At 57.4% G+C, this 26,993-nt stretch carries 21 protein-coding genes; 18 read left to right on the top strand and 3 right to left on the bottom strand.

Annotated features, from left to right (window positions below; translation table 11 throughout):
* Positions 1-5: 5 nt before the first annotated feature.
* The 6 genes from ACVIYL_RS00755 to ACVIYL_RS00730 are packed head-to-tail and all read left to right on the top strand — an operon-like array spanning position 6 to position 6,306.
* Positions 6-866 (top strand): carbohydrate ABC transporter permease, encoded by an 861-nt coding sequence (locus ACVIYL_RS00755; RefSeq protein WP_456777458.1) that lies wholly within the window; start codon positions 6-8, stop codon positions 864-866.
* Entirely contained in the window at positions 863-1,804 is a 942-nt protein-coding gene (locus tag ACVIYL_RS00750) for a ribokinase (protein ID WP_456777457.1), read from the top strand. Before ACVIYL_RS00755 ends, ACVIYL_RS00750 begins: the two co-directional genes overlap by 4 nt.
* Entirely contained in the window at positions 1,801-2,571 is a 771-nt protein-coding gene (locus ACVIYL_RS00745; RefSeq protein ID WP_456777456.1) for an SDR family NAD(P)-dependent oxidoreductase, read from the top strand. Before ACVIYL_RS00750 ends, ACVIYL_RS00745 begins: the two co-directional genes overlap by 4 nt.
* Positions 2,564-3,391, top strand: coding sequence for an HAD-IIA family hydrolase (locus ACVIYL_RS00740; protein ID WP_456777455.1), 828 nt, complete (start codon positions 2,564-2,566; stop codon positions 3,389-3,391). Before ACVIYL_RS00745 ends, ACVIYL_RS00740 begins: the two co-directional genes overlap by 8 nt.
* Positions 3,388-4,497, top strand: a complete 1,110-nt coding sequence (locus ACVIYL_RS00735) for an ABC transporter ATP-binding protein (protein ID WP_456777454.1) — start codon at positions 3,388-3,390, stop codon at positions 4,495-4,497. The genes ACVIYL_RS00740 and ACVIYL_RS00735 overlap by 4 nt, the downstream gene beginning before the upstream one ends.
* Before the next feature lie 54 nt (positions 4,498-4,551).
* On the top strand, positions 4,552-6,306 hold the full coding sequence (locus tag ACVIYL_RS00730) for a phosphoenolpyruvate hydrolase family protein (protein ID WP_456777453.1): 1,755 nt from the start codon (positions 4,552-4,554) through the stop codon (positions 6,304-6,306).
* A gap of 105 nt (positions 6,307-6,411) precedes the next feature.
* On the opposite strand, the gene nodU is transcribed toward ACVIYL_RS00730, so the two are convergent.
* Positions 6,412-8,190 (bottom strand): nodulation protein NodU, encoded by a 1,779-nt coding sequence (gene nodU / locus ACVIYL_RS00725; protein ID WP_456777452.1) that lies wholly within the window; start codon positions 8,188-8,190, stop codon positions 6,412-6,414.
* 1,234 nt (positions 8,191-9,424) lie between these two features.
* On the opposite strand from nodU, the gene ACVIYL_RS00720 reads away from it, so the two are divergent.
* From ACVIYL_RS00720 to ACVIYL_RS00695, 6 genes are all read left to right on the top strand, one after another.
* Positions 9,425-9,802, top strand: a complete 378-nt coding sequence (locus tag ACVIYL_RS00720; RefSeq protein ID WP_456777451.1) for a nuclear transport factor 2 family protein — start codon at positions 9,425-9,427, stop codon at positions 9,800-9,802.
* Between the two features lie 563 nt (positions 9,803-10,365).
* Positions 10,366-11,880, top strand: coding sequence for an amidase (locus tag ACVIYL_RS00715; protein ID WP_456777450.1), 1,515 nt, complete (start codon positions 10,366-10,368; stop codon positions 11,878-11,880).
* Between the two features lie 212 nt (positions 11,881-12,092).
* The gene (locus ACVIYL_RS00710) at positions 12,093-13,268 is read left to right on the top strand and encodes a sugar ABC transporter substrate-binding protein (RefSeq protein ID WP_456777449.1); all 1,176 of its coding nucleotides are present in this window, start codon (positions 12,093-12,095) and stop codon (positions 13,266-13,268) included.
* Between the two features lie 66 nt (positions 13,269-13,334).
* The gene (locus ACVIYL_RS00705) at positions 13,335-14,297 is read left to right on the top strand and encodes an ABC transporter permease (RefSeq protein ID WP_456777448.1); all 963 of its coding nucleotides are present in this window, start codon (positions 13,335-13,337) and stop codon (positions 14,295-14,297) included.
* The gene (locus tag ACVIYL_RS00700; protein WP_456777447.1) at positions 14,294-15,919 is read left to right on the top strand and encodes a sugar ABC transporter ATP-binding protein; all 1,626 of its coding nucleotides are present in this window, start codon (positions 14,294-14,296) and stop codon (positions 15,917-15,919) included. Before ACVIYL_RS00705 ends, ACVIYL_RS00700 begins: the two co-directional genes overlap by 4 nt.
* Entirely contained in the window at positions 15,877-16,845 is a 969-nt protein-coding gene (locus ACVIYL_RS00695; RefSeq protein WP_456777446.1) for an ABC transporter permease, read from the top strand. Before ACVIYL_RS00700 ends, ACVIYL_RS00695 begins: the two co-directional genes overlap by 43 nt.
* Before the next feature lie 1,406 nt (positions 16,846-18,251).
* Here the strand turns inward: ACVIYL_RS00695 and ACVIYL_RS00690 are convergent.
* Positions 18,252-18,806 (bottom strand): hypothetical protein, encoded by a 555-nt coding sequence (locus ACVIYL_RS00690; protein WP_456777445.1) that lies wholly within the window; start codon positions 18,804-18,806, stop codon positions 18,252-18,254.
* A 166-nt stretch (positions 18,807-18,972) separates the two neighbouring features.
* Between ACVIYL_RS00690 and ACVIYL_RS00685 the strand changes: the two genes are divergently transcribed.
* From ACVIYL_RS00685 to pyk, 6 genes are all read left to right on the top strand, one after another.
* Positions 18,973-20,223: a Tm-1-like ATP-binding domain-containing protein gene (locus ACVIYL_RS00685; protein ID WP_456777444.1), complete on the top strand. Its 1,251-nt coding sequence runs from the start codon at positions 18,973-18,975 to the stop codon at positions 20,221-20,223.
* The gene (locus tag ACVIYL_RS00680) at positions 20,210-21,040 is read left to right on the top strand and encodes a phosphoenolpyruvate hydrolase family protein (protein ID WP_456777443.1); all 831 of its coding nucleotides are present in this window, start codon (positions 20,210-20,212) and stop codon (positions 21,038-21,040) included. Before ACVIYL_RS00685 ends, ACVIYL_RS00680 begins: the two co-directional genes overlap by 14 nt.
* Positions 21,041-21,070: 30 nt before the next feature.
* On the top strand, positions 21,071-21,337 hold the full coding sequence (locus ACVIYL_RS00675) for an FAD-dependent oxidoreductase (RefSeq protein WP_456777442.1): 267 nt from the start codon (positions 21,071-21,073) through the stop codon (positions 21,335-21,337).
* On the top strand, positions 21,330-22,850 hold the full coding sequence (locus ACVIYL_RS00670) for an FAD-binding protein (protein WP_456781748.1): 1,521 nt from the start codon (positions 21,330-21,332) through the stop codon (positions 22,848-22,850). Before ACVIYL_RS00675 ends, ACVIYL_RS00670 begins: the two co-directional genes overlap by 8 nt.
* Positions 22,851-23,205: 355 nt before the next feature.
* Positions 23,206-23,736, top strand: coding sequence for an Lrp/AsnC family transcriptional regulator (locus ACVIYL_RS00665; protein ID WP_456777441.1), 531 nt, complete (start codon positions 23,206-23,208; stop codon positions 23,734-23,736).
* A gap of 56 nt (positions 23,737-23,792) precedes the next feature.
* The gene (gene pyk / locus ACVIYL_RS00660; RefSeq protein WP_456777440.1) at positions 23,793-25,205 is read left to right on the top strand and encodes a pyruvate kinase; all 1,413 of its coding nucleotides are present in this window, start codon (positions 23,793-23,795) and stop codon (positions 25,203-25,205) included.
* Positions 25,206-25,279: 74 nt separating this feature from the next.
* On the opposite strand, the gene ACVIYL_RS00655 is transcribed toward pyk, so the two are convergent.
* Positions 25,280-26,137 (bottom strand): hypothetical protein, encoded by an 858-nt coding sequence (locus ACVIYL_RS00655; protein ID WP_456777439.1) that lies wholly within the window; start codon positions 26,135-26,137, stop codon positions 25,280-25,282.
* Positions 26,138-26,993: the final 856 nt, after the last annotated feature.

Below are 26,993 nucleotides of genomic sequence, written 5' to 3'. Positions count from 1 at the left end.
AGCCTATGCGATTGAAGCGATCGACCTTCACCAATCTGCTTTTGAACCTACTCATCGGCATTTGCGGATTGATCCTGGCCTTTCCACTCGTCTGGATCGCGATGACTTCGCTGAAGCGCCAGGCTGAAGTGATGACCTGGCCGCCAACTTTCCTGTTCGTGCCGACGCTGGAGAATTTTCGTGTTCTGTTTGATGTCGCCCAGGCCGGAGCGACCAGCTATGGCACCATCAAGGTCGACTTCTTGACGCCGATCATGAACAGTGTCGTCATTGCGCTGGGCTCGGTTGTCATCTCTCTTCTGATTGGGCTGCCAGCCGGCTACGTCCTGGCCAGACGCGACATACCCCTCAAGGAAGACATTGCTTTCTTCATTTTGGGCTTCCGCTTTGCACCGGTCCTCTTGGTCGTCATCCCACTCTTCAGCGTCTTTCAGGCGATCGGACTGTATGACACGTATATTGGAATGATCTGGGTCTACCAAGTCGTTACCTTGCCAATGATTGTTTGGCTGAGCCGCTCCTATATCGAGGATATCCCGAAGGACATCGAAGAGGCGGCTGCCATGGATGGCGCAAAGCCGGTCCGAATTGTGGTGCATATCGTGCTGCCGCTTTTGAAGCCGGGCCTCATCGGGGCCTCGCTGCTCATCTTTTTGCTCGCCTGGCACAACTTCGCCTTGGGTCTGATCCTCAGTTCGACCAAGGCGCCGGTAACGGTCGCCCTTCTCAAACTGCTCAATCCAGGCGTGCAATTCTACCCGGTCATGGCCGCGGGGCTGGTTGTGACGATGATCATTCCCGTCATCCTGATCGCAATCGGTCAGCGTCACCTTGAACGCGGCCTAACCTTCGGTGCGGTAAAATGAATGCCAGGCCATTGATGTTCTTCGGAACGACGAATCTCGATCTGTGCTTCAATGTCGAGCGGCTCCCAACGCCGGGTGAAAGCCTAATGGGTGCGTTGACCCGTCACCCTGGAGGCAAAGGGGCCAACCAAGCTGTTGCGGCCGCGCGGCTTGGGCTCAAGCCGCTCTTCTACACGCGTCTCGGTGATGATGATGCCGGTCAGTCGCTTTTAAAGTCGCTTACTGACGCTGGCGTTTGCACTGACGCAATCACGGTCTGCGCAGGCGAAGTCTCGGGTTTGGCCCTGGTTATGGTCGCTGACGACGGCTCCAACATGATCGTCATAGAGCCAGGCGCCAATTCGAAGGTGGCGCCGGATATGATCCAGAGCGCAGCCAAATTCATCGAGCGCGATGCAATCGTCGTCGCCGAAATGGGGATGCCGATTCCTGCGCTCCATCGACTGTTCGAGATGAAGCGCGAGAAAGGCTTCGAGCTTATTTTCAACCCGGCCCCGGTGAGGCCAGGTCTTCCATCGACTGCATGGAGAAACGTTGATTTCGTCACGCCGAACCAAACGGAAGCCTTCGAGTTGACCGGCATTGAGGTGTGCGACTTCGAGAGCGCTGCACGCGCGGCGGAAAAGCTGCTTGACCTCGGGCCGGGCGCCGCGCTGATCACCCTGGGAGCACAGGGAGCCTACTATGCCGACGGTAAAGGCTCCTTTTCTCTGCGAGCCTTTCCGGTCAAGGTGGTCGATACCACAGCCGCGGGAGATGCTTTCAACGGAGCTTTCGCAGCATCGCTCGCTCAACGGCTGCCTCTTAAGGAAGCAGTGAGAAAGGCGCTAGCCGTTGCAGCCTTGTGCGTAACACGGCGCGGCGCTCAAAGCTCAATGCCAACGGCTCAGGCAGTTGACGAGTTTCTTCAGTCTCAAACGATCTTGGAGTTGGAATGACCGAACAGTTCTCAGTTTCCGACCGAACGGTGCTCGTCACCGGCGCAGGCGGCGGTATTGGCTCTGCCATTGCCAATGCGTTTCGCCAGGGAGGCGCGAATGTCGTCGCCACCGATGCCAATCTAGAGAACCTCAGAGACACTCTGCCAAGGCTGCCCTATGGTAATGGCATACTTCCCATGGCTATGGACGTCGCCCGCGAGGAAGACATCGGGCGGGTCCTGGAAGACATTGCCAAACACTTTGGCCGGCTGGACGTGCTGGTCAATAATGCAGGCATTAAATCCGCTCAGGCGCTGCTCGGTGGAAACTCCGAGAAAATTGAACGTACGATCCAGATCAACTCGGTCGCTGTCCTGCGTTGCTCAAAGCTGGTCGTTGAACGCTTCATGAGAAGCAAGGGCGGCCGGATCGTCAATGTCGGCTCCTCGTTGTCCTCGCAAGGCGCAGTGTTCAACTACCAGGCTGGCGGAAGCGACTATTGTCTTTCGAAGGCAATCGTTCACGACGTGACCAAGCTGCTTGCCTATGAATGTGCGCCCCTTAGCATCAATGTGAACGCGATCGCACCCGGCATTATTGATACTCCCATGCACGGTCGCCCGCGGGAGGAAACCGAAGCGCGCCACAGCGGCCGCATTCCGTTGGGACGTGTTGGAGTGCCCGAGGATATCGCAGGGCTAGCCGTGTTCCTTGCCAGTCCTGCGGCTTCCTACATGACTGGGCAAATCGTTCATGTGAATGGCGGGATGCTGATGAATGGTTAGCCCAAGCTCGCATCTCAATTGGCCTCCTATCGCAGGGGTCATTTCGGATCTCGATGGGGTCCTCTATCGTGGAGATACCGCAATCGTCGATGCCGTAGAAGCGTTTGGTCGATGGCAAGCGGCCGGACTGCCGTTCTGCTTCGTGACAAACAATTCGACCCACACGCCGGAGGACGTCGTTCGCAAATTGGGAGCGTTTGGCCTTGCAATCGCGCCGAACGAAGTGGTTACCAGCGCGATTGCGGCCGCAGAACTCGTTCGCGCGAATTACCCGAACGCGAAACGGGTATTTGTTATCGGAGCGGCCTCGCTCGCGAATGCGGTCGCCGCGGTAGGTCTGGACGTTACTGACCAGGAGCCGGAGATCGTCGTGATGGGTCTCGATCGCCACATCACACATGAGAAAATACGGATTGCTGTTGAGGCGATCTTGAACGGGGCCGCCTTCATCGGCACCAACCCTGATCTCCTCCTGCCGACCGCCAATGGATTCGAGCCGGGGGCAGGAGCAATGATTACCGCGGTTGCCGCTGCCGCCCAGGCCAAACCCCTGATCGTGGGAAAGCCTGAACCGCACATGATCGAAACTGCGCTTTCCCGCCTCGGGACGATGCGCAGCGCCACACTGATGATCGGCGACCAGATGGCGACGGATATTCAGGCCGGTAAGCGAGCTGGTCTTCCGACCGTATTGGTCACGACCGGCGTTCCGCCCCGAGAGAATCCCGCCCTCGCGCGACCAGATTTCATCGTATCGAGCCTGGCAGAGATTGAGGTCCCACCGGCGCTGGTTGGAAGCCCGCGACAGAGGAGAGCGTGATGGCCGATGTTCGTCTCGAAGGCGTCAGCAAGGCCTACGGGACTATCCAGATCCTGCGGAATATCGACCTGACAATCGACCATGGCGAATTCGTCGTGTTCGTGGGGCCATCCGGGTCCGGTAAGTCGACGCTGCTGCGCATGATCGGGGGGCTAGAGCGAATTGGCGCTGGGCGGTTGCTGATCGACAATGAAGTCGTCAACGATGTTGACGCGGCTGATCGTAACCTCGGCATGGTCTTTCAGAGCTATGCTCTCTATCCTCATATGAGCGTGCGCGACAATCTCGCCTTTCCTCTGCGTATGGCGAAACTTGGCAGGGCAGAGATTGACGGCAGGGTTGCGAAAACTGCGTTGCTGCTACAAATCAATCATCTGTTGGATCGTAAGCCTCGCCAACTCTCCGGCGGGCAGCGGCAGCGCGTTGCAATCGGTCGTGCCATTGTGCGCGAGCCCCGGGTGTTTCTGTTCGACGAGCCGTTGTCCAACCTGGATACGGAGCTGCGCGTTCAGATGCGGGTTCAGATCGCCAAACTTCACACGCAGCTTGGCAATACGATGATTTATGTCACGCACGATCAAATCGAAGCGATGACCATGGCGAACAAAATCGTCGTGCTTAAGGACGGCATGATCGAGCAGGTGGGTAGCCCACATGATCTCTACCACAATCCGGCGACCAAGTTCGTCGCGGGTTTCATTGGTTCGCCCAAAATGAATTTCCTGAGCGGTAAGGTCGAGGCAGCGCATGAATCCGGCATGGACGTTCGGCTGAATTCAGGTGTGGTGTTCTCGGTTCCCGTGAAGCCGGACAACTCGCTGGTGGGGCTGCCGATCACGCTTGGCATCCGGCCCGATGATTTCTTGCCACCTTCCGAGAGCGACATCGTGATCGATCTCGAGCTCGACCTGGTCGAGCGTCTCGGCGGCGTCACCTACATTTACGGCAGCGCCGGAAAAGAGTCCGTCGTGGCAAAAGCGCCAGCCCCCGAGCTGCTGAACAGATCCGGCAAAGTTCGCCTTGCGGCCTCCCCGGCGGATTGCCATCTGTTCATGATGAACGGAAAAGCGCTGCGACGGTTGCAAGCGCCTGCAAAGTGGAGCTAATTTTATCGGGCGCCGGCCGGCAGCAAACTCGGTCGTTAGACACGGGCGGGTGAGGTGAAGGGAGACGGTATCAAGCGGTTCTTCCGGAACTCCCGTTCCTTTGTGCTGGGGGCGGGTATCGGATCAGGCATGGCCGCAAGAGCGGCCGAACGAGCAGGAGCAGATTTCGTCCTCGCGCTCAATGCCGGTCGATTTCGCGCGATGGGCGGCTCTTCGCCCGCTTCAATCCTTCCAATCCGCAATGCCAACGATTTCGTGGCCGGCTTCGGTCGGACCGAGATCCTGCCCAGCACGAAATTGCCGGTGTTCTTCGGCACGTGTACCTTTGATCCGCAACTCGACATTGATCGTTGGCTCGACCGGATCAGCAGATGGGGTTTTGCGGGAGTCACTAACTTTCCTTCCGTCATCCACATTGATGACTACAGGAGATCATTGCTTGAGAAATCCGGCCTGGGTTACGCCCGCGAAATAGAGCTGCTGGTGAAGGCGGCAAAACGTGGCCTGATGACCATCGCCTATACTCGGACCCAGTCCGAAGCAAGGCGCATGGTTGAAGCCGGTACTCAGGCCATCTGCATCAATTTCAATCTCAACCGTGGCGTTGAAAGCGCGTCCGACCCATCGATCAGCCTGTCGGAGCTTGCCGCGCGCACGAGCGCAGTGGCGCGTGTGGCCCAAGCCGTCGATCGAAACGTGATCTGCCTCCTAGGCGGCGGGCCGATAACGAAGCCGGACGAACTCTTGGATATCTGCAGCGAGACGGGCGTCAAGGGTTTCATCGGGGGCTCCTCGCTCGATCGCGTCCCGCTGGAGATGTCTGTCCTTGAGATCACCTCGGGATTTAAAACTCTTCACTTGTTGCGGGAGAAGGTCGACCTCCTCGAGCGCCAACTCCAGTTGAGCGGCTTCAGGCACGGCATCATCGCGCAGTCCTCAATCATGAAACGCGTTCTTGAGACCGCAAAGCGTCTAGCCTCCCATCCAAGTCCGGTGCTCGTCTGGGGCGAGCCCGGGTCGGGCAAACGAAGGATAGCCAGCCTGGTCCATGCCTTCAGCGATCGCAAGCACGCGCACGCAGCGCTGTTTCAATGCCGACCCGGTCCGCCCATCGATACGGTCGGTGCGCTTTTCGGGGCCGAGCGCGACCAGAACAGAAGGCGCCAACTGTCGCTGCTAGAAAATGCGAGCGATACGACTGTATTGCTGCTGCATCTCGATCAGCTTTCGCGTGATGGGCAGGAACGCCTGGCCGATTACCTCGAGACCGGCAGTTTTTCGCCCTTGAACGGCGCATCCATTGTGCGCTCTGGCGCTCGAATCATCGCAACTGCCACGGTTGCACGCGCGGCGGCCCTTCAAACGGTGCTGTGTCCCCGGCTGCTCGGCTTGTTTTCGGGGCTCGACATCAAGCTACCTGCCTTGCCAGACCGATTGGAGGATCTTCCACAGCTGGTTCAGCATTTCACGGTCGAGGCAAAGGGGGATTCAAATGCTCAAACGCTCGCGCTCGAAAACTCAGCATTTTTGGCGCTTGCTGGCCATGATTGGCCCGGCAATCTCAGGGAATTGCGCCAGATCGTGAACCAGCTGGTGACGCTTCCTGATGCGCATATCAGCGCAGGCATCCTGAGGCCATTGTTGAACACGCCCGCACCGACTAAGCCGAAAAATGCATTCTCCGAGCGGGAGTGGATCATCGAAGGTTTGAAGCGAAACAGGCTTCATCGCGGAAAGACAGCGAGTTCTCTCGGGCTTTCTCGAAAAACCCTCTACAACAAAATCAAGAGACTGCGGATCTTAGAATAGCAGTCCGGCCGCTTAGTCTGCTCACCAAGCGATTTCGAAGCGGTCCCTCCAGAGGCGTGAATACTTGTCATGACGACCGCAACCAACCAGATGCTCTCCCTTGGGCTAGGCCGATTGCTGCCGTGGAGCTGCGCTGATCTCGGCTGAGACACCGGCGGCAACATCGCTGGCTCGAGGAGTTTTCCTCCATAGCATCCCATCGCACCATATGTGCTCCACGCGGCCCCACTTGCAGGCCGCTGCAAGATGAGGGAAAAACCCACGCCCATGGTTATTGGCGCTCGTATTGCAAAGCAGCGGAATGCCCGTCAGCGCTTCATATTCGACCAGAAGCTCGGCAACTTTGTGTTGAGAAGTCCTGCTGATCGTCTGCAGTCGCGCAGATCCGTCGAGATGGACAACCGCGGGGATTCTGTCCCGCCATTCTGCGCGAGTTTGATGATCGAAAAGCATGTAAGGATCCGGCGTTCCTGGATCGAAAATTTCCGGCGCGCGATCTTCCAGGCAGATCGGCGCCACTGGCCGGAAGTGCTCGCGATGCTTGATATCATTGAGATAGTCCTTCATTCCCGGCGATGTTGCGGCTGCAAGAATGCTTCTGCTACCCAATGCCCGAGGCCCAAGCTCGGCGCGGCCGGCAAGAAAAATCACGGGCTTGTCGCTGGCGAGAATAGTCGCCAGTTCATGCATATTACAGGGCGAAGCATCCCATTCAGGCGGCACATCACTACCTTGCAGCGCCGGACCACTGTAGACCGACCACTGCAACGGCACGAGACCTTTGTCAGCTACCATTCCACAACATGCTGCACCGATCGCGGAGCCACTGTCATTTGGAAATGGCGGTACCCAAACAGCATCGAACAGTCCTGCCGACCGTAGTGTACTGTTCCATTTGATATTGAGGCCGCAGCCGCCTGCTATGCACAAATTGCGAGCGGAAAAACCGGACTGTCTTTGCAAAGCACTCGCCATTTTGTGCACGAGCAGGCGCTCGAGGAAACAATGAAAGGATGCGAGCACATCCTCGGCCGCCTTGGCCTTCAAGAGCGGCGCGCTTGCGTCGAAGAAGTCGTGAATGGTCGTAAGCTCAAACTCCATGCTCCCGAGATCGGTACGGTAACTCTCCCGCTTGGTGTCAGCTTCAAAGTGCTCTTTGTAGAGCTCCTGAAAGACCTTGATGATGTTTTCGTCGCCGGAGCCGAGGGCGATATAGGCCATCAGCTTGCCGGCGACACCTAGATCGAGCTTGCCGGCGCCGCCTGGGTCCACCTTGCCGGGTTTACCCAGGTCCCAATTGGTACGATCAGCCCGCTTGTATGGCCCAAAATGAAGGCCCGCAGCGGCATAGATGTGCCCAAACAGCGGGAATAAACTGTCGATGAACCGGGCGCCCCCGCGTTCTACATGATACAGTCGTGGATAGGTGCCCCCATCCCACACGAGGCAGAAAGCAGGCTGTCCGGCTTTGGCAAACGGGCTGGTGCAGTATGCGGCAGCCACGTGGCTAGCCACGTGAGGATAGCTCTTATAGGGGAAATCCCTGCCGTCGAGCCTAAGGCCAAAGCCATCGCGAGATGTGAGGAGGGCCTCGGGATGAGGTTCAACATAGGACGCCCCCTTGAGCGTGATAGGAGCCGCTCCGCTGCGGAGTTTGTATTGAGCTTCCACTTGCCCCAGCCAGCCGTCGACGACGAACTGATCAACGTCCTGCACATCCAGACCGTGCTCTGCCAAAGCCATGACGACTGCATCGAGATTGTCTATCGTCTGATAGCGCGGATTGTTGCTCCGCTTCTCCTGCTCGATACAAAAGACGAGCCGACCGTCCTCGATCAGCGCGATCGCTCCGTCATGCGTCAGCTTGATACCGCAGATGCGCATAATGCCTCCACTTTTGATGCCGGCAATTCGATGAGTTAAAGGTCAAGTCTGGAGTTCGAGAACGTGCGATTGAGCAATCGTCGTTGTCCCGACTCATTCTCGGGCCGCTCGGGCTAGACCGCGAACCACCATTGGTCGCGGTCGCATGCCCACGGCCGATTCCGTCGCATGGCTCTTCACAGGAGCGGACGCGTTGGTCGTTTCAAAGAGCGTGCCAACAGCCAGTGCTGCTTTTCTTAGCTTATTCCTATCCAGCGCGTGTCGCGTAAAGAACGGGATGTCTTGTGACCGACAGTGGCGTTGCAGACGCTCCGGTTACTTCAGCGGCGCGCCGCAATTGTTGACAGCGCGCGAGGCGGCTTTGTTTGATGCGATGAAGACCCCGTTGGAGTCGAGATCAGCGGCTCGGCGGACTCTCCAACCAATCGCCTCCCCATTTTGACGCCAAGCAGCTGGTTGGGAAGGGACGATGACGATTCAGGAGAAATCCGTTTGCGCGAATCTCCGGCAGGCGACGGGGGAGCGAGAGGGTCCGCAACTCGATTTTAGAAACGGCGGCCGCTCGGAGTTACGATAGCGCGTCGCACGGGCTGCGCGCCGTGCAAGTTTGAACCCGCAAATACCTCCGCGCCAGAGCCGCCTTGGTCGACTCATGCTTGACGGTAGCTGCTTAAGAGGGGGACGCGAGACCCGCCTTCAGTCAATTTGATTGAGCTGAGTATCTCTGCGCCTAGTCTCCACACGGCGAGCCCCTGTTGCATTTCTCTTTTCCCGCGGCCCGGCAATCTGGCTTGAGACAATCGTAGCAGGACAAAATAAAACCACTACGGTTATCCGATCGTTGACAACGTGTGCAACGATCGAGCTAGCCAACTGGCTTTGCTCGGCAGATTGATTCACCGACGAGTTCAGAATGCCGCGCGTCGACACAGTAGCATCGCGCTGCGGCTTTGTGCGCTATTCATCGTCGAAACTATCCTTGCGCATTTGTCGGGCATTGCGATGCGAAGGCGGTTTTGGCCTTGAACACGCATTGCCGCTTGATGGCGTCGAGGGCCCCCGCTGTTTCTTGACATCGCATGCAATATTGCCAGCCTCCACTCCCGCCGCTAAACCGCTGCATTCTCCTCAGCATCGGTGAAGAGGTCAGGTCAAGCGCTTGATTGCGTGCAGCCGGTCTTGCTGTCATCGAGAACTGCGTTCCGGCCATCAACTTTTCAGATCGAGGTCAGTAGTGAACAGCGACTCATTGACGACAGATATCCGCGAGTTCCTGGAGCTCTGGCAGCGAACCTTCAACAGGCATACGCCGGATTGTCTGGTTGCGTTGTACACAGATGATTCGATGCTGCAGGGTACATCGAGTGCAAAGCTCTATGTCGGGGCCAGAGAGATAGCCACTTACTTTCGTGGCGACGCTAGCGTGAAAATGGGTGTCTGGCACTCTGTCACGTTGGCGCACGACGTTGTCCTGGTCGCGGGCAGCTATGTCTTTTCACAGACATCGAAAGGCCATCAGCAATCAACGCCGGCGCGATTCTCCTTTGTACTGCGCCGTCAGGGCGACACATGGAAGATCGTGCATCATCACTCATCTGCCAACCCAACTTGAAGGCCGAACCGAGCTACGCGGCATCGCGCAGTTTGGGAATTGAGTAACAAACTGAAGCGGAAATCAGCATTCGGCCCGTGCATTTGCAGGTTCAGGATCCCAAAGGCGCCGTTTTGCTCAGGGGCGTTCACGAACTTCCTAAGTTATCGGCTGCTCCTCTCTAGGCGAGAGGGGCCATACGATAAGGCCATACGAGTTCTTCGGCTCTTCATTTTTTTCGTGCTCTGACGCGTAGCGGACGAGCTTGCCTGCCGCCTGGCGCGCGTGCCTTTGCTCTTCTTTTTTGCAGGGCTTTTGCCGCGCCGGTTATGGCGTCGCATCTACGATTCGGCATGGCATTTCCCCTTCGTCCATCGGCGCCCCAGGGTCCGGCGCCGAACAAGAACTTCAGACGGCATGCGCGCGAAAAATTCTGCCCCGCTTCGCCACTTTCTTGGCAAAATTACCCAAATTTACCCACAGTGGGCAGCCGACGTCAGCTCCGGCCAACCTGCAGTCGACTAGGCTTGCCGAATTGAGCCCATCGCAGAGTGGGTCTGCCCTTGAAATTACAGGAGCGCCCAATGTCAATTGTCCCGCCCACGCCCGCGCAGTTGCGAGATGTCGCGTCACAATGCGGTCTTTCACTTACCGACGAGGATATCGTCTCCTTCCGCGGACTTATCAACGAGTCCCTCGAGTCCTACAGATACATCGAAGCCGTCCCGGATGAGTTGCCTCCAGTAAAATATCCACGCACCCCGGGGTATCAACCACCGCCGGAAGAAAATCTGCACAATGCATGGTACCGCAAGGCGAGGGTCGAGGGAGCACCGAGCGGAAAACTCAAGGGCAAGACGGTCGCTCTGAAAGATAACGTCATGTTGGCTGGGGTGCCAATGATGAACGGCTCGGCGACGCTCGAAGGCTTTGTCCCGGACATCGACGCAACCATTGTCACTCGAATGCTCGATGCGGGCGCCGAAATCGCAGGTAAAGTGCATTGCGAATGCTTTTGTACATCCGGTGGAAGCCATACTGGTGCGCTCGGACCGGTCCATAATCCTCATAGGATGGGTTACTCCGCGGGCGGCTCGTCTTCGGGTTCGGCCGTTGTGGTGGCGCTTGGCGAAGCCGATATGGCGATCGGCGGCGACCAGGGCGGCTCAATACGTATGCCGTCGTCGTTTTGCGGCATCTACGGCATGAAGCCCACCTGGGGTCTTGTCCCCTATACCGGCATCATGCCCAATGAGCTGACGCTCGACCACACCGGCCCCATGACCGCAACGGTGGCCGACAACGCCCTGCTATTGGAAGTAATCGCCGGAGACGACGGATACGATCCACGCATCAAAGCGCCGAAGGTCGAACAATATACGAAGGCACTCGGTCAAAGCGTCAGCGGATTGAAGATCGGCCTTCTGAAGGAGGGTTTTGAGCAGCCGGGGGCGGAAGCCGATGTCAATAGAGTGGTTCGTGAAGCGGCCAGGCGCTTCAAGGATCTCGGGGCCTCGGTGGAGACGGTGTCTGTACCAATGCACCTGCAAGGCGCGGCAATCTGGACGCCGATCGGCACCGAGGGCGCCACACAGACCATGATGTTCGGTGACGGCTTTGGTACCAGCCGATCAGACCTCTTCTCACTGTCACTCATGGACTTCCATCGAGGCTGGCGACAGAAGGCGAACTTCCTGTCAGAGCAGGCCAAGTTGTTCCTGTTGCTCGGCACCTATGTGAACAACACGTACGGGCCCCGCTTTTACGGCAAGGCCGTCAACGTCTCTCGTCGTCTGAGCGCAGCTTACGACAGGGTCCTTAAGGACTACGATCTCCTTCTTCTGCCGACGACGCCCATGACGGCGACGCAACTTCCTCCCCATGACGTCAGCCGCAAGGACTACATCACTCGCGCAACGGAGATGTTCACCAACACCGCTCCGTTCAACATCACGCATCATCCAGCGATGTCGCTGCCGTGCGGAATGGTGGATGGCCTGCCGGTCGGCCTTATGCTTGTTGGCCGCCACTTCGACGAAACCACCATCTATAAGGCGGCGCACGCGTTCGAGCGGATCGGAGACTGGAAGAAGATGTGACCAGGGCAATGTGGTCGACGACAACAGGCCATCGTGGCGTACGCGGCACGGTGTGGAGTTCTGCGCCTCGCCGCCATGGTTCGTTCCGACGTTAGGCAAAACGCTATGAGCGTCGAATTCGTCGCTTGCCGATACGTTAATGGCTTGGCTAGCAGACGGATTGAAAGAAAGGCCAATCATCTACAGCAAACTAATACGAGGAGGGTGCATCAATGCGGAAAATATCGACTTACTTTTTTGCGACCGTCGCATTCCTGGGAGCTGCCGGCAGCGCGATCGCCGAGGACGTCCTATCCGAAGTGTCGACATTAGAAAATGAATATTTCAACAACTGGTCGCAGGGTGCCGAACAGGCTGCAAAAGCCCTCGGCCTGAATTATCGCATCCTTTCAGGCAAAGGTGATGCCGCAAAGCAGATCGAAATCTATGAGGCCCAATTCGGCGCTGGTGTCAGGATCACGTTCGGCGAGAACCTCGTTGCGGCGAACATAAAGCCCATCGTCGAGATGGCCAAGAAGGTCGGTGCGGTGCATGTTGCTGTTTGGGAGTCGTTGCCTGGCTTCCATCCTTTGGACGCGGGGTTAAATAACTACGCTTTTGCGACGTTTTTCTCGCCCGATGACGTCGAAAATAGCTATAGAATCGCAAAGTTGCTTTTTGACAAGATCGGGGGAAAGGGCAACGTCGCGCACATTACTGGTTTTCCAGGTGTTGATGCGGACATCTCCAGAACTGCGGGCTTCGATAAAGCTCTGGCCGAATACCCCAATATCAAGCTCATCGCCCGCCAGCCTGGAAAATGGAATCAGGTTGACGCTCGCAAAGTCATGGAAGACCTGTTGGTGGCGCACTCCAAGATTGACGCTGTCTTCGGGCAAAACGACTCGATTGCACTAGGCGCGATGCAAGCCGTCGAAGACGCTGGTATGCACATTCCGATCGTCGGCCTAGATGGCAATCGAGAAACCCTCAAGCTGATAAAGGAAGGCCGCATTCTTGCGACCATGGGCTTTACCCCGCAATGGCAAGCGGGTTTCGCGCTGGTGCGCGCATACGATGTTGCCAAAGGATTTAAGCCGAGCCCATGCGAGCGCATGATGTATACGGGAGCCACGCTGATAACCGCTGAAAATGTAGACAAGTATCAAGCATTTCTCGCCGGCGAGAAGCTTCCGTTTGATTGGAGAAAGATGTCGCGGGTTCTTCATCCCAACGATTGGGATGCTCAAAACTATGTATGGCCGATCGATGTGAAGACCTATTGGGGAGCTCGTACGCCGGCCGGTTATAAGTTTCCGAAGGCTTATCAAGATGCCGTTGACGAAGGTTGCGTCGCTCAGCTCAAGGCTGAGTATAACAATCACTATCAACAGCGTATCCCCGAGTGACGCCGTGGATGCCTCTCTCCATCGGGAGGGGCATCATGTTTACCTCGCCTTTGATGGATCGCAAAAATGCTACAAGCGTCGCGGGCAGGTTGCAACGATGGCGAGTTACGGCGGCGGGCCGTAACCATCTTCGTCTTCATGATTGCGATTGTAGCGTTTGGTCTCGTGGCTCCATCGTTCGGAACGCTCGCAAACATCCGGGCTATTGAACTATCGAGTTCTGTTCTTTTGATCGCATCCATCGGCGCGACCTTTGTGATCTTGATGGGCTCGATCGACTTATCCATCGGAGCTGTTGCTAGCTTTTGCGGTATGCTGGTTGCGCGCTTATCACCAGACCTGGGCTTTTGGTCGGTTCCCATCGCATGCGTGGTCGGCTTGGTGTTTGGTGCGATCAATGGGCTGGTCTATGTCCACCTCAGAATTCCTTCGATTCTGGTAACGCTTGGATCCGCAACAACCATTTCAGGAGCGGTGCTCTTCATTTCAGATGGCCGCTCATTATCCGTATCGGACCCAGCCGTAATCGATATGGCCCAGGGCGCACTGGCGAATGTGGTCCCCAATGCGGTGCTGATTTCGGCGGTGATCTATGGTGCTGCGGTCCTCCTAGGTGATCGCACGCGTTTTGGGCGAATGACGCTCGCGATCGGTAGCGACGAGCAAATTGCGGCTCTCATGGGAGTGAGGGTCAATGCGATCAAAGTCCAGGCGTTCGCATTGTCAGGCCTTCTTTCCGGTTTTGCCGGGGTCCTGTTGGCGGCGCGTCTAGGATCCGCCACGGTCACAATGGGCAGTTATATGACTCTCGACACGATCACCGCGGTGGTCGTTGGCGGAACTGCGATTACAGGTGGCTCTGGCAACGTGCGCCTGACAATCATCGGGGTGCTTTTCATAACGACATTTTCAGACGGCATGAACATTCTCGCCTTGCCGCCCTATCTGCAAACAATCATCCAAGGAACCGTCATTCTGCTCGCCGTTCTTCTGAACACCAGACGCGCGAGCGCGGAGGACGTCAAATGAATGGTGTGTCCGCGCCGATCTATTCAATGCGTAACGCCTCCAAGCGCTTCAATGGCATTGCCGTGGTCGAAGGCATCGATCTCGATGTGTTTCCCAACGAGATTGTTGGTATTGCCGGGGAAAATGGCGCGGGCAAATCAACCACACTCAGAATGATCGCCGGCATCCATGCACCGAACGCCGGAAGTATGAGACTGTTTGGCAAGAGCTTCAGGCCCCTAAGCTATACCCACGCTGTTGAGGCCGGAATTTCGATGGTCTTCCAGGAACAGGCTCTTATTCCAAGCCTGGCTGTCTACGAAAATATATTCCTCTCGTTAGAACCCTACTTTACCAGTCGGATCGGCATCGTCGACAGAGATGCGATGATAGCCGTGAGCGAAAGCCACCTCCAAAATCTCGGTCTTGGCTACATCGATCCTCGCCGCCGCACAGGCGATTACGCTTTCCATGATCGGCAGATGATCGAGATTGCCAAGGCGTTCGCGTTGGCCGAGCATTTCCATATCGATCATCCAATCATCCTGCTCGACGAACCCACTGCGGCAATCGGCGAGCGAGAGATCAGGATTCTCTTTGAATCAATTCGTCGATACCGTCGTCGTGCGTCATTCGTGCTTATCACCCACCGTCTTGCGGAGTATGTGGAGCTATGCGACCGCATTTACGTGTTCAAGGACGGGAGAAATGTCGGCGAGTTCGCAGGAGAACAGATCTCCGAACAAAGCCTTCATCGGGCGATGGTTGGACGAATACGAGACGACGAATACTTCATGGAAAAGCGCCAGCTAAGCCTGGGCGGGGCGCCAATCGCGGTTTCAGCTCATGGTCTAAGCGGCCAAAACGTCAAGAATGTCAGTTTTGAGATTCGCAAAGGTGAGATCCTTGGAATTGGCGGTCTCGTCGGATGCGGCAAAGAGGCGCTTGCCAGGGCCCTCGTCGGTTTTGAGCCCTTTCCCCCAAACGGCACCGTGGAATTGGGCGGCGAAGCCTTGCCGCTTCGCGGACGTGGAAAAGCGGCGATCAAGCGTGGGGTGGGTTTCGTACCCAAGGAACGCAAGAGCGAAGGCATCGTGCCTTACATGTCGGTTCAGGCAAATATGTCGTTGGCCTCGCTTCCGCTCGTCTCGAGCCTCTCTGGGTTTCTTTCCCGCTCCCGAGAAAGGCGCCTGGCCGAAAAGTACATCAATCGGTTGCGTGTGAGATGCAAAGGGCCAGCACAGCTTTGCCAGTTTCTTTCCGGCGGCAATCAACAGAAGGTGGTGATCGCCAAATGGCTGGCCCGAAAGGTTCAAGTGCTCGTCCTCGACAATCCCACGCGGGGGGTCGACGTCGGCGCCAAGCAAGAGATCTACAGTGTTCTGAGGGACTTGGCTGAGGAGGGGGTGGCTATTCTTCTGGTTACAGACGATCTGCCCGAGCTGATTGGAATGTCGAACCGCATCCTCGTGATGCGAGAGGGAGAACTTCAGTTCGAGTGTAGCGCGCCTGCCGACAATAAGCCAACGGAGGCAGGAACTTGTCCAACACATGGTATGAGCCGCAAACGGCTGGGTCGAGATCAGCTGCAGAAGGAAAATTGCAGATCGCCCAATTTTATAACCGTCGCCGTGTCATCATAAATGCGCTCGGGCCATTGTTGCTGCTGATGGCAATGGTCACGGTATTCGCGCTGATCAACCCGCGCTTTCTAAGTTGGATAAATCTTTTCAACCTGATGCGGCAGTCCTCGATCCTTTTGATCGTCTCAACAGGCATTACATTTGTAATTCTTATGGGAGCGCTCGATCTTTCCGTCGGAGCCATTGTGACGCTCGTGGCCATTTCATCTGCGGTTCTGATCCGTGACTTCGATGTCGGTGCAACCGGGGTAGCCTTCGCTGCAGCAGGCATGGGAGCGCTTTGTGGTCTTGTAAATGCGACGCTCGTTCTTCGTCTCCGGCTCCCCTCCTTCGTCGCCACATTGGGCTCAATGACTATTCTTGGCGGCATTTCGACGTGGATCAGCGGGGGTGGCAATGTGTTTTTCCAAAGCCCGAACCTCACCTGGATTGCGTCCGGCTCCATGATCGGCCGTATTCCGAACTCCGGAGTTTGGGCGCTTCTCATTTTTGCTGTGGCGTCTTTTGTCGGTGCGAGAAGCCACTTCGGAAGAGCCCTGTTTGCGATCGGAGGGGGCGGCCTCACCGCGCGACTTTCGGGCATTGACGTCCTTCGCACCAAAGCGATCGCTTTTGTTGTCTGCGGAATGCTTTGCGGCGTTGCGGGCTTGCTGCTCGTCGCGCGAACATCAACCGGAACTTCGCGTATGGGTGATGATCTTTTGCTTCAGGCGATCGCCGCGGTCGTCATGGGCGGTACTGCGCTATCTGGAGGGGCGGGGGGAGTCCATCGCACCCTGACTGGCGTTCTAGTGATCGCCGTACTGCAAAATGGCCTCAATATCGCTGGCGTGCATACATACCTGCAAATCATGGTGACGGGGCTCATCGTCGTTCTGTCTGTTACAATAACCCTCGATCGATCTCGGCTAGCCTTTATTAAATAGCGGAGTTGTCAGGGCGATATTGAGCCTACAACCACCTCCGTCTGACGCAGCTGATATAGACGCGCGTGGTGCCGGAAAAGGTGTTGGCCTGGATTGCTCGCGCTGTTGGTGAGAAGGTCCGGTCAACCGATAATCCCCCGTTGACGCCCTGGCGGCGGCGGAATCGAATAGCGCGTCGAGCGCTCCGTTTCTAGATGCGTCAGTCGAAATGCCTGTCCAACTTGCTGCCGGCTCGGTGTCATCTTAAATGCGGCCCTATGAGATGAGCTTGCCGACACGATGCATCGCCGCGAGCATGCGATTGCAGGATTGACGTCGGTAGCCAAGTCAGCGATCGGGCCCCTTGAGATTTCTCTTCGAAACATCGCCGGTTGCTGTTCGAGCGCGTGTTTGCCGCGAGTCCCCTTTGGATTGGGAATAAGCTAGCCCGGCCTCGTGGCGGCGAAGTGCCCGCTGCTCTTTGACAGCCGCGCGGGAGCGGAGTGCCGGCGAGCTTGGTATTCTCCCCGTGCGACTCCGCAAGCTTGTGCTTCCAGGACGCGGCTAAGTAGCTGTCGCGTCAGACCAGGATGAAAGTTGCGTCTTATACGGTCGGTTACCCAACGTTACCCAGATGCGGGTCTCCCGGCAGTGACCGCTTGGGCCATCGTCTGGATAATAGCAATCGGCAACCAAAAATCCGCTCTGACCTCTTGGGTGTGATCTCTTGGGTGTGATCTCTCGGATCCGCTGGCAGACCGGTTCGTCTGCTTTCTCCCGAGACTTGAGCCGCTGCCAGAGAAATCCGGCAGCGGTGTTTTTTTGACCGGCACCATGCCTCCCTTTTTGCAGCAGTGATGGCGAGGTAATTGCCGGCAAGATCGACGGCCCACGGCAAGTAGTCACCCTGAAAAATGCACCTTACACGAACGCAGTGAGCAAAAGGGCGGGCGACGAACAGTCATTGACCCAATGTGTTCATGGCGAGCGGCGCCGGACGGCATCTGACAAATGCATCCGGCCCTCCCGAGCCTTGAAACACGCTAGACTAGCGAGATCATCCTTTGGAAAGCGTGATGTCTTGATGCCGAATGCCGCGACCCCGTCGCAAAGCCAAGAGCATGATCCGGAAAAGTGGAAACCGGTTTTCCGAAAAATCATGCTCAAACAAAGAGATGGGATCATGATGCGGGTCCGTGGAAACGCATCATGATCCAGCGCTCCGATCTCGAGCCATCTGTGTTCCCTGATGCGCGTATCAGGCGGCTGAGCTCCCTAGCGATCGCGTTCGCACCGGCTAAGCCGGACAATGCGTCTCTTGAGCAAGCATGAATCTCGCGCAAAGGTGACCGGTCCTAATGGATCTCTAAGAAAATCCTCTGCGGAAAATGAAAAACTTGCGGATCATAGAGTAACGGCCCGGCTCGTCACGTTGCTGAGGTTTGCCGTTTCGATGCGCTTCCGTCCAAAAGCGCGAACATCGGTAATGTCGATCCATGCAGGCCAAGGCTTACCAACTCCATCTCCTCGCTCATCGTCCGTGTCAGAGCCTCCGCTGGTAGATGGATGAGCCCCTCCAGATGAGCACCAAGTCGCTTCTCCGCCGCGGTAATTTCAGTATCGCTGGCGATGGCGAACAGCGCCTTGAATCCAAGGCTCGTGAACCATTCCATCCGCCGAAGTTCGAGCTCCTGTCCGGCGTCAATAGGTACGCCCGCCGCCGACCGCTCGATCAAAGATGCCGGCGGGAAATTGGCAACGCCGGCGATGCCGGCATCTTTCAACGATTCGGCAATGTCCTCCCAGCACGCGAAGGGGTCGATCATCAATATCGCCGCATAGACATGCGGCGCGGACGTCGCTTTGTTGAGGCTTCGCAGGTCTCGCAAAAGACACTCGTTCCAGTCGAGGATCGGCAAGGTCGCCATGACCAGCAGGGAGCGGTTTGGAAGGCTGCGCAAAGACGGCGCGTAGACCTGCAATTGTGGCCCTTTAGCTATGGCCGACATGTGTATGGCAAGTTTGCCAGTAGCTCTCGCCCTCATCGCTTCTACCCAATCTTACCCATTTGGTCGCCAGGCTGATCTTATACGCGGGTAAAGCCGGGTCTAGACAGTCTGTTGTAAGGAATGGTCTGGGAGGAAGATCGTGTCGCACCATTGCACGGACGACCAGAGGTCGGGCCGGGATGGTAAGCTTTCAGGACAGCCGACCGGATTCATCAGGGACGCTGTTGCGATCGTTGCCACGCTGGATACCAAGGGGCGCGAGGCGTCTTACCTTGCGGACCTCATCGAGGCGTGCGGTCGCAAGACCATCCTCATTGACGTCGGCACGAAGAGAGATGACGGCGACAAGCAGGCCGATACGAAGGCCCCCGCCGAACTGCTGAAGCAGATTGCGGAAAGAACGCGCGCCAAGGTTGGCGATCTTCTCGGATCGGTAACGATCAGCGCGATTGTCGGAGTTGCGGGCGGCAAGGGAAGCGCGGTTTTCGCCGAGGTTGTGTCTGAGCTGCCTTACGGCTTTCCGAAGCTTCTCGTAAGCAGCGCGAGGCCGGCGCTACTCGCTGAATTGGCCACTCACAATGACATCATCCTTTATCCGACGCTGGTCGATCTCTTCGGCATCAACGTCTTTACCACAAGGGTACTCGAGAATGCCGGACGGGCCGTTGCGGCCATGCGTTATGCACCCATCAAGCCTGGACGAGACAAGAAGGTCGTCGCGATCACCGCCTTTGGCGTGACAACGCCTGCGGCAAATCAGTGCGCAGCGCGGCTTGCCGATGGTGGGCTAGACGCGATCGTCTTTCCAGCGAACGGGGCGGGCGGCCGCAAAATGGAGCAACTGATCGCGGCTGGTGAATTCGACGCCGTCATTGATTTGACCACCACAGAGCTCGCAGACGAAATCGTCGGAGGCACCGCGAGCGCCGGCCCGGATCGACTGAAAGCAGCGTCGAAGCAAGGGATACCGCAAGTGATTGCGCCTGGCGCGGTCGATATGGTCAATTTTGGCCCGCCATCGAGCGTTCCTGATCGGTTTCGCGGACGCCGATTTCATGCCCATACGCCTTACACGACGCTCATGCGCACAACTGCGTCTGAGAATGCGAGCATTGGCCGCCTCACGGCAGAACGGCTATCGCGAGCAAAAGGATCCACAATTGTCCTTTGGCCGGCGAAAGGCGTGTCCGATTACGACCGCCAAGGCGGCATCTTCCACGATCCCGAGGCCGACAAGGCTTGGCTAGATGCGGTCAAGGCACATCTCCCCGCGCACGTGATGGTGCGCGACCTGAACTGTCACATCAACGATGGCGAGTTCGCCGAGGCTGCCGCGGCCTGGATCCTGAAACAACTCACGCAAGGAGATTCATCCGATGCGGATGTTTGAGCGAGGTGAAATTCTTTCCAGGATTGAAGGACAGGTGGCGGAGCGAAAAGCAATTCTCGCGGCAGGAAGTAGCTGCGGCCTGGTCGCCAAATGCGCCGTCCTTGGAGGTGCCGACATGCTGGTGGTCTACTCGACCGGCCTGTCGCGTCTGATGGGACTTCCGACGAGCCGGATTGGTGATTCCAACGCACGCACATTGGAGCTCGCGGCGGAAATTCGTAACGTGGTGTCGTCCGTGCCGGTGGTCGGCGGCATCGAGGCTTGGGATCCTCTCCGGCTCGATCTCGATGCCCTCTTGGACAAATTCTGGGCCGCTGGGTTTTCTGGCGTCATCAACTATCCGACGATCTCCACCATGGGTGAGAACTGGCGTGAGCGCCGCGGCCGCGTCGGGTTCGGCTTTGAACGCGAGGTCGAACTGATCGCTTGCGCGCGCAAGAAGAATATTTTCTCGCTCGCCTATGTCGCAAGCCCGCAAGACGCCAAGGCGATGACAGGTGCAGGGGCTGATTGCATCGTCCCCCATGTCGGCGCAACGCGGGGCGGGCTCGTCGGTCACGAGGACGGGCAATCCATAAAGGATGCGATCCGCCGCATCAACGAGATCAACGCAGCAGCGCGAAGCGTCCGGCCGGACGTGCTCTCGCTCTGCCATGGTGGGGCAATTGCCGAACCTGGAGATACGATCGAGGTCTATCGAGCGACCCAGTGTGTCGGCTTTGTTGGCGCATCGTCAATCGAGAGAATTCCAATTGAGCGCGCGGTGAAAGCAGCGGTGGCGGAGTTCAAAGCTGCTCCACTTCCGCAAACTCATTGACGTTCACTGCAACACGTGCAGCGAGGCCGCATGACTACGCAAAACAATCGCGATAAACCTAACCCGATCGCTGTCGTCTCCAAAGAGGTGGCTAGACCTGGGCAGGACCGGGAAACAGATGTCCTCGTAATCGGCAGCGGTGCCGCGGGCTTGTCAGCTGCGCTTTTTGCGGCAAAAGCCGGACTGCGCGTAATAGTATGCGAGAAATCTCCGCGACTTGGCGGAACGACAGCCTTGTCGAATGGCATGATCTGGGTTCCTCGTTCTTGCTCAGGCACGTGCGGCAAACATCGATGATTCCATCGCCAAGGCCAGCACCTATCTGCAGCATGAACTTGGCAAATACTACCGCGCTGAATTCATCGACGCCTTTCTTCAGGACGGTCCGCCGGCGCTGGCAGCGCTCGAGGAGGGGACGGATGTCAAGTTCACGCTGGTCTCCACGCCCGATTATCACTCGAGCCAAATTGGCGGCGTTGACAGGGGGCGTGCTTTGAGCCCTGCCCCCTATGACGGGCGGCTTCTGGGCAAGGATTTTGATCTGATTGGCGACCCCATTCGGGTTCTGCTCGGGGGCATGATGATCTCATCAAGTGAGGTCAGAAGCTTCCTCAACCCGTTCCAATCCGTTGCCTCGTTCAAGCACGTCCTAACTCGCCTGAGCCGCTATGCACGGGATCGACTGAGTTTCAGGCGTGGTACTGAGCTCAGCGGAGGAAATGCCTTGATCGCGCGGCTGCTCGTGAGCTTGCGCAAGTATGATGTAGAGATCTGGCCATCTTCTCCAGCCCTCGAACTGAGCAAGGAAGGCGGGCGCGTCACGGGTGCCGTTGTCAAGCGGCTCGATCTGGACACTCGCGTGCGTGCCTCGCGCGGTGTTATTCTCGCATCTGGTGGCTTTGCCGGGAACGCGCAGTTGAGGGCTGACCTCGGTGGTGCACACCAGCATGACCTTACGTTGGCCCACGCCGACGTCAAGGGCGATGGCATTGGACTTGCAACTGCGCTTGGAGCCGCCATCGACAAAAATGTCGCATCCGCCGGTTTCTGGACCCCGGTGTCGATCTTGAAACGCGCGGGCGGCTCGCAGGTCGTCCCGTACGGCTGGCTTGATCGCGGCCGTCCTGGGGTCATTGCAGTTGGCCCCAATGCCAGACGTTTCGTCAACGAATCGAATTCGTACCACGATATTTGCCTGGCAATGTTTGAAAGTGGTTATCCAGCGGATAAGCGATTCTACTTCATCTGCGATCAGCAGTTCGTGCGGTTGAGAGGCATGGGACACCTGCTGCCATGGCCCTGGACGTTGAGCATCGGAAAATACGTCCGTCTCGGCTACGTCAAGGCAGGCCGAACGATTGCCGAGCTCGCAAAGCAGCTGGGACTGGATCCCGTTGTGCTGCAAAACACGATCGAAGAACACAACGCGCATGCCGCCCAAGGACGGGATCCCTTCTTTAAGCGCGGGGAATCGGCTTTCAACCGCACGCTCGGCGATCCGACGATGGGAGCAAATCCAAACCTTGGACCAATCAAGAACGGACTGTTCATCGCGTTGCCGATCGTTCCGGCAACGCTTGGCACGGCAAGCGGATTAGCGACCGACAGTTACGGAAACGTTCTTGATGCGCAAGGCAACGCAATCAGGGGTCTTTACGCCTGCGGCAATGACATGACTTCGCCGATGCGCGGAATCTATCCAGGCGCTGGCATAACAATCGGTCCCGCCATCGTGTTCGCATATCGCACTGTCAACGCAATGGTGCTTTCCACGGATCAGGAGCAAAAAGCAGTCGCTTCCGGAGCTTGACCGTCCACGCACCGGCTTGGCGGGGATCATGTGTTCGGAGCCGACCGCGCGGATTGACGCGATGGGAGGTCGGACCGCTTCCCATAACAAGCTCTTGGCTGAGGAGGGGACCGGCCTGCCAGATTCACGAGATGGCAGCCGGGTTCGAGCGTACTGAGCCGCGGGGAAGGCGAGGATCGCCGCAGCTCTTCGATGTCTTACAAGGAGCAGAGCTTAGATAGGTGTTCCAGGGCATATGACAGAAATTGATCGTCCAACAGGTCGGCTGCGCGGTGACGAACCGAAGATGTCGGGACGAACTGCGCAGTCGTCTGCTTTCCCGGGCCGATCGCAATCCGCTGGCCGCGAGACAGTGATGCAACTCGACAAGATCGATTTTCGTCTTCTTGACCTCCTCCAACGAGATAATCGCCTCTGTAGTGAACAACTCGGTGGGAAAGTCGGCCTGTCTGCATCCGGAGTTCAGCGTCGGCTGAAGCGACTTAGATCGAGGGGAATAATAGAAGCGGACGTTTCCATCATTTCTCCAAAAGCAATTGGGCGGAATGTGACGGCAGTGGTTCTCATTTCCTTGGAGCGCGCTCGGGCCGATACCGTTGATCGCCTAAAGCGGAAAATTCGCAAGATGCCGGAGGTGATGAGCGCATTCTACGTTACAGGTTTGGCTGACATCGTCTTGCTCGTCACAGTAAACGATATGGAAGATTACGAGCGGTTTGCCAAGCGTCTTACAGACGAAAGCTCAGACATAAAGCGCCTTGAAACAATGATTGTCATGGATCGGTTCAAGGCAGGATTCACCTTACCAATCACGTCCATCGCATGGTGTCGAGCGAGCGACGAAGATGACACTGGCTGCTCAACTGCCGCCGAACGCGACCCTTAAATCGTCGCCTTGGACGTCTCCCTAGATTGACAGCACTCGTTCATTGGAGGAATACGTTGCGTCGCTCGCGTCACGCCAAGATCGTCGCAACCATCGGCCCGGCGAGTGCCGGATCTGAAAAGATCCGTGCGCTCTACCGTTCCGGAGCAGATATCTTTCGGCTAAACTTCAGTCACGGAAGCCATGAAGACCATGCCAGGGCCTATGAGTGTATCCGTGGACTCGAGCGGGAATTTGGTCGACCGATAGGCATCCTGCAGGATCTCCAAGGTCCAAAGCTCCGCATCGGCTCCCTTGAAGAAGGCGGCCTGGTTTTGCGTGCTGGCGAAACGGTGCGCTTTGTGACCGAGGGTACGAAAGGGAACAAGCAATCGATACCCTTGCCCCACCCGGAGATTTTCGCAGCTGTCCATCCCGCACAAGAACTTCTCATTGACGATGGCCGGGTGCGCTTAAAGGTCACCGAGCCAGGACACGGAGAAATCGTTGCGCAAGTCGTTGTCGGAGGCGCGATCTCGGACCACAAGGGGGTCAACGTACCCGGGGCGATGCTCGATCTATCTCCGCTCACCAAGAAGGATCGGGCCGACCTCGCCTTCGGCATCAATCTTGGGGTCGACTGGGTCGCCCTGTCCTTTGTTCAGAAGCCGTCCGACCTGATCGAGGCGCGCGCCCTGATCGGAGAGGCCGCAGGTCTGATCGCGAAAATCGAGACGCCGATGGCGCTCGAGCGCATTGACGACATCATTGGGTTGTCCGACGGCGTTATGGTGGCGCGTGGTGATCTTGGCGTCGAAATCCCGCCTGAGGAGGTGCCTGGCCGGCAGAAGGAGCTCGTGCGCGCCTGTCGGCTTGCCGGAAAGCCCGTCATCGTCGCAACGCAAATGTTGGATTCAATGGTGGCTGGGCCGACGCCGACGCGCGCGGAAACGTCAGATGTCGCGACTGCCATCTATGATGGAGCGGACGCAGTGATGCTGTCCGCTGAATCGGCAAGCGGCGCCTACCCGGTCGAAGCGGTTGCCATGATGGATCGCATCATCAAAAGCACGGAACGGCATCACCTCTATCGGTCTCATATTGAGGCTTCTCGACCCGACGTGGAGGATACCCCTGCCCACGCTGTCGCGGCCGGAGGCGCAGATCTTGCTGCTACGGTTGGCGCCAAGGTCATCATCGGTTTCACGGCCGGCGGAACAACGGCCGTTCGGATTTCGCGCGGGCGGCCGCCGGTGCCGATCCTCGCCCTTACTCCGGATGAGAGGGTCGCTCGGCGCTTGTGCTTGTCGTGGGGGGTGCACAGTGCCGTGTCCAGCGATCCTACTGGTTATGAGGAGATGACGCGGATCGCCTCGGCGACCGCGCAGCACGAAGGCTTTGTAGGATCGGGCGACCTGGCTGTCATCGTCTCTGGGGTGCCGTTTGGACTTACAGGCGCGACAAACAACCTTCGCGTTGTCGCATGTTAAGCAATGTCCTTGTATTACCTTTCGGGCGAACTCGGCAAGCTGCGATTTTTCGGGTGAAGATAGGTCGCTTATTGTTAGCTCCCCCTCTTAGACCTCGTCATTCTTTTACGACGCCTCACTAGTAGCGAGACGTTCTCTTTGAAGAACTTCCTCAATGTCGGAATAAAGCCAATTAATGCCGCGGCCGAGCTTCCGATTGCCACGGCGGAAGCCGCAATCCAGCTGGAATCGGCAACGAATGTCCTTATGCGTTGAAATACGGTAACATCGATCTCGATCTCTTCGCTGAGCGTCGTGACCTGGACGCGGCTCTTATCTGCTCCGACTGAAATGTTCGCGAACACGTCGACGGTCACCGACTTAATGCCTGCAGATAATGGTTTGACTTTCCATTCCCACTCGACCGGCTCAACGCGTGTAGCAGTCCGCGCCTGAGGACCGGGCGGAGTGATCTCGAAATCGTCACCGCTCAGGGTGGCTTCAATCGATTGCGCGAAATGCTTGTCGGACCGCGTCGTCACTGTCCCGGGTAATGCGTCAAACGAGGCCGTTTGACCATCAGCGGTTAACAGAGCAAGGCGCATTGTAAATACCTCGTTGAGCGCTGCCGAGCCTGGTTTGTTGAATTTGTACGTTCCACGCTTCAGCTTGGCGACGATGTCTTCAAGCTCGATACATGGAGCGTTAGGGGTGGCAACAACTCCGAGCGCTCGGTTGTTTTGCCGGCATTTTTCGTCCGAATCTCTGGACGGGATTCCGAAGTGCCAGCCGCCGCCTTTTTCGAACGTGGGCGGAAAGCGAGTAGCCGCGTCGCCGGGTGCACTCGCTCGGGGCTTCGGCATGTTGTGATATGGTCTTGATGAATACGAGAACAAGCCGAAACCGGCCGCCACAAGCAGCAGTGCGGCGACGCTAAAAATCCACCGCTTCATGTCTGAAAATCCTTTGACAAAATCCGCATCCTGCCTTGCGCTACGATGGATTGCAATAACGCTGTCTAGCACGCAAACGGGGAGACGTGATGCAGCCTAAATCGACGCTGCGACATCGTACGGATCGTACACGGATCGCGATGGCTGATAATCTGGGTGTCCAGCACGGTTCAACCGTGTCAGCCGTTCTTGTCTCACGGGGAGGGGCGAGTTCGCCAAGCTGAAGAACCGCGGGCCATCGGCGGCATCGAATTGGATCCGCAGCGGCAACATCACCGAGGTTGCGCTGATCGATCGCGGAGGCCCGGGAGAGATCGCTGTAGACCCGACGGACGGCGATCCGGCTGCCGGGCTCAGGCTGCCAAGCAGGTCATCCACGCATTGCCGATCCTGCTTCGTGCACAAGCGGGGCCGCTACGCACGACGAGCGAGCGAGCTGTGGCTGTCATCTTCGCTCAATTCGATGCGGGCGCTATTTGCGATGGTGGCAACGGGCACGACCACCATATGTGATCGTTGTGCCCATGGTTCTTTTTGCCGCCGATGTGAACGGCGAATCGCGAATGCAGTAAAGCGGCAGCTGCCAAACAGTCAAAGCCAATCGTCGCGAAGCTGCTGCCGTCCGGGACATCATCCATGACGATGCGATCGCGTTTGGATCAAAGCCGGCGGCCGCCAGAAGCTTTCTCGCAGTATCGGAGGCCCGGATCTCAACGCCGCCTGAAATGGCCCATTAAATTCGCGCCTGCAAAAGCGACGGCACAGCCGAATTCTACGAGCTAATACGCAGAGCCGGCCCCCGGCGCGATCTCAGGATCGGTCATAGCGCAAACGCACCCTGGGACCTGATTTCGAG

Source organism: Bradyrhizobium sp. USDA 3315 (assembly GCF_054056795.1).
The sequence above is the reverse complement of the archived record's forward strand: the minus strand, read 5'-3'. Positions and strand labels throughout refer to the sequence as shown.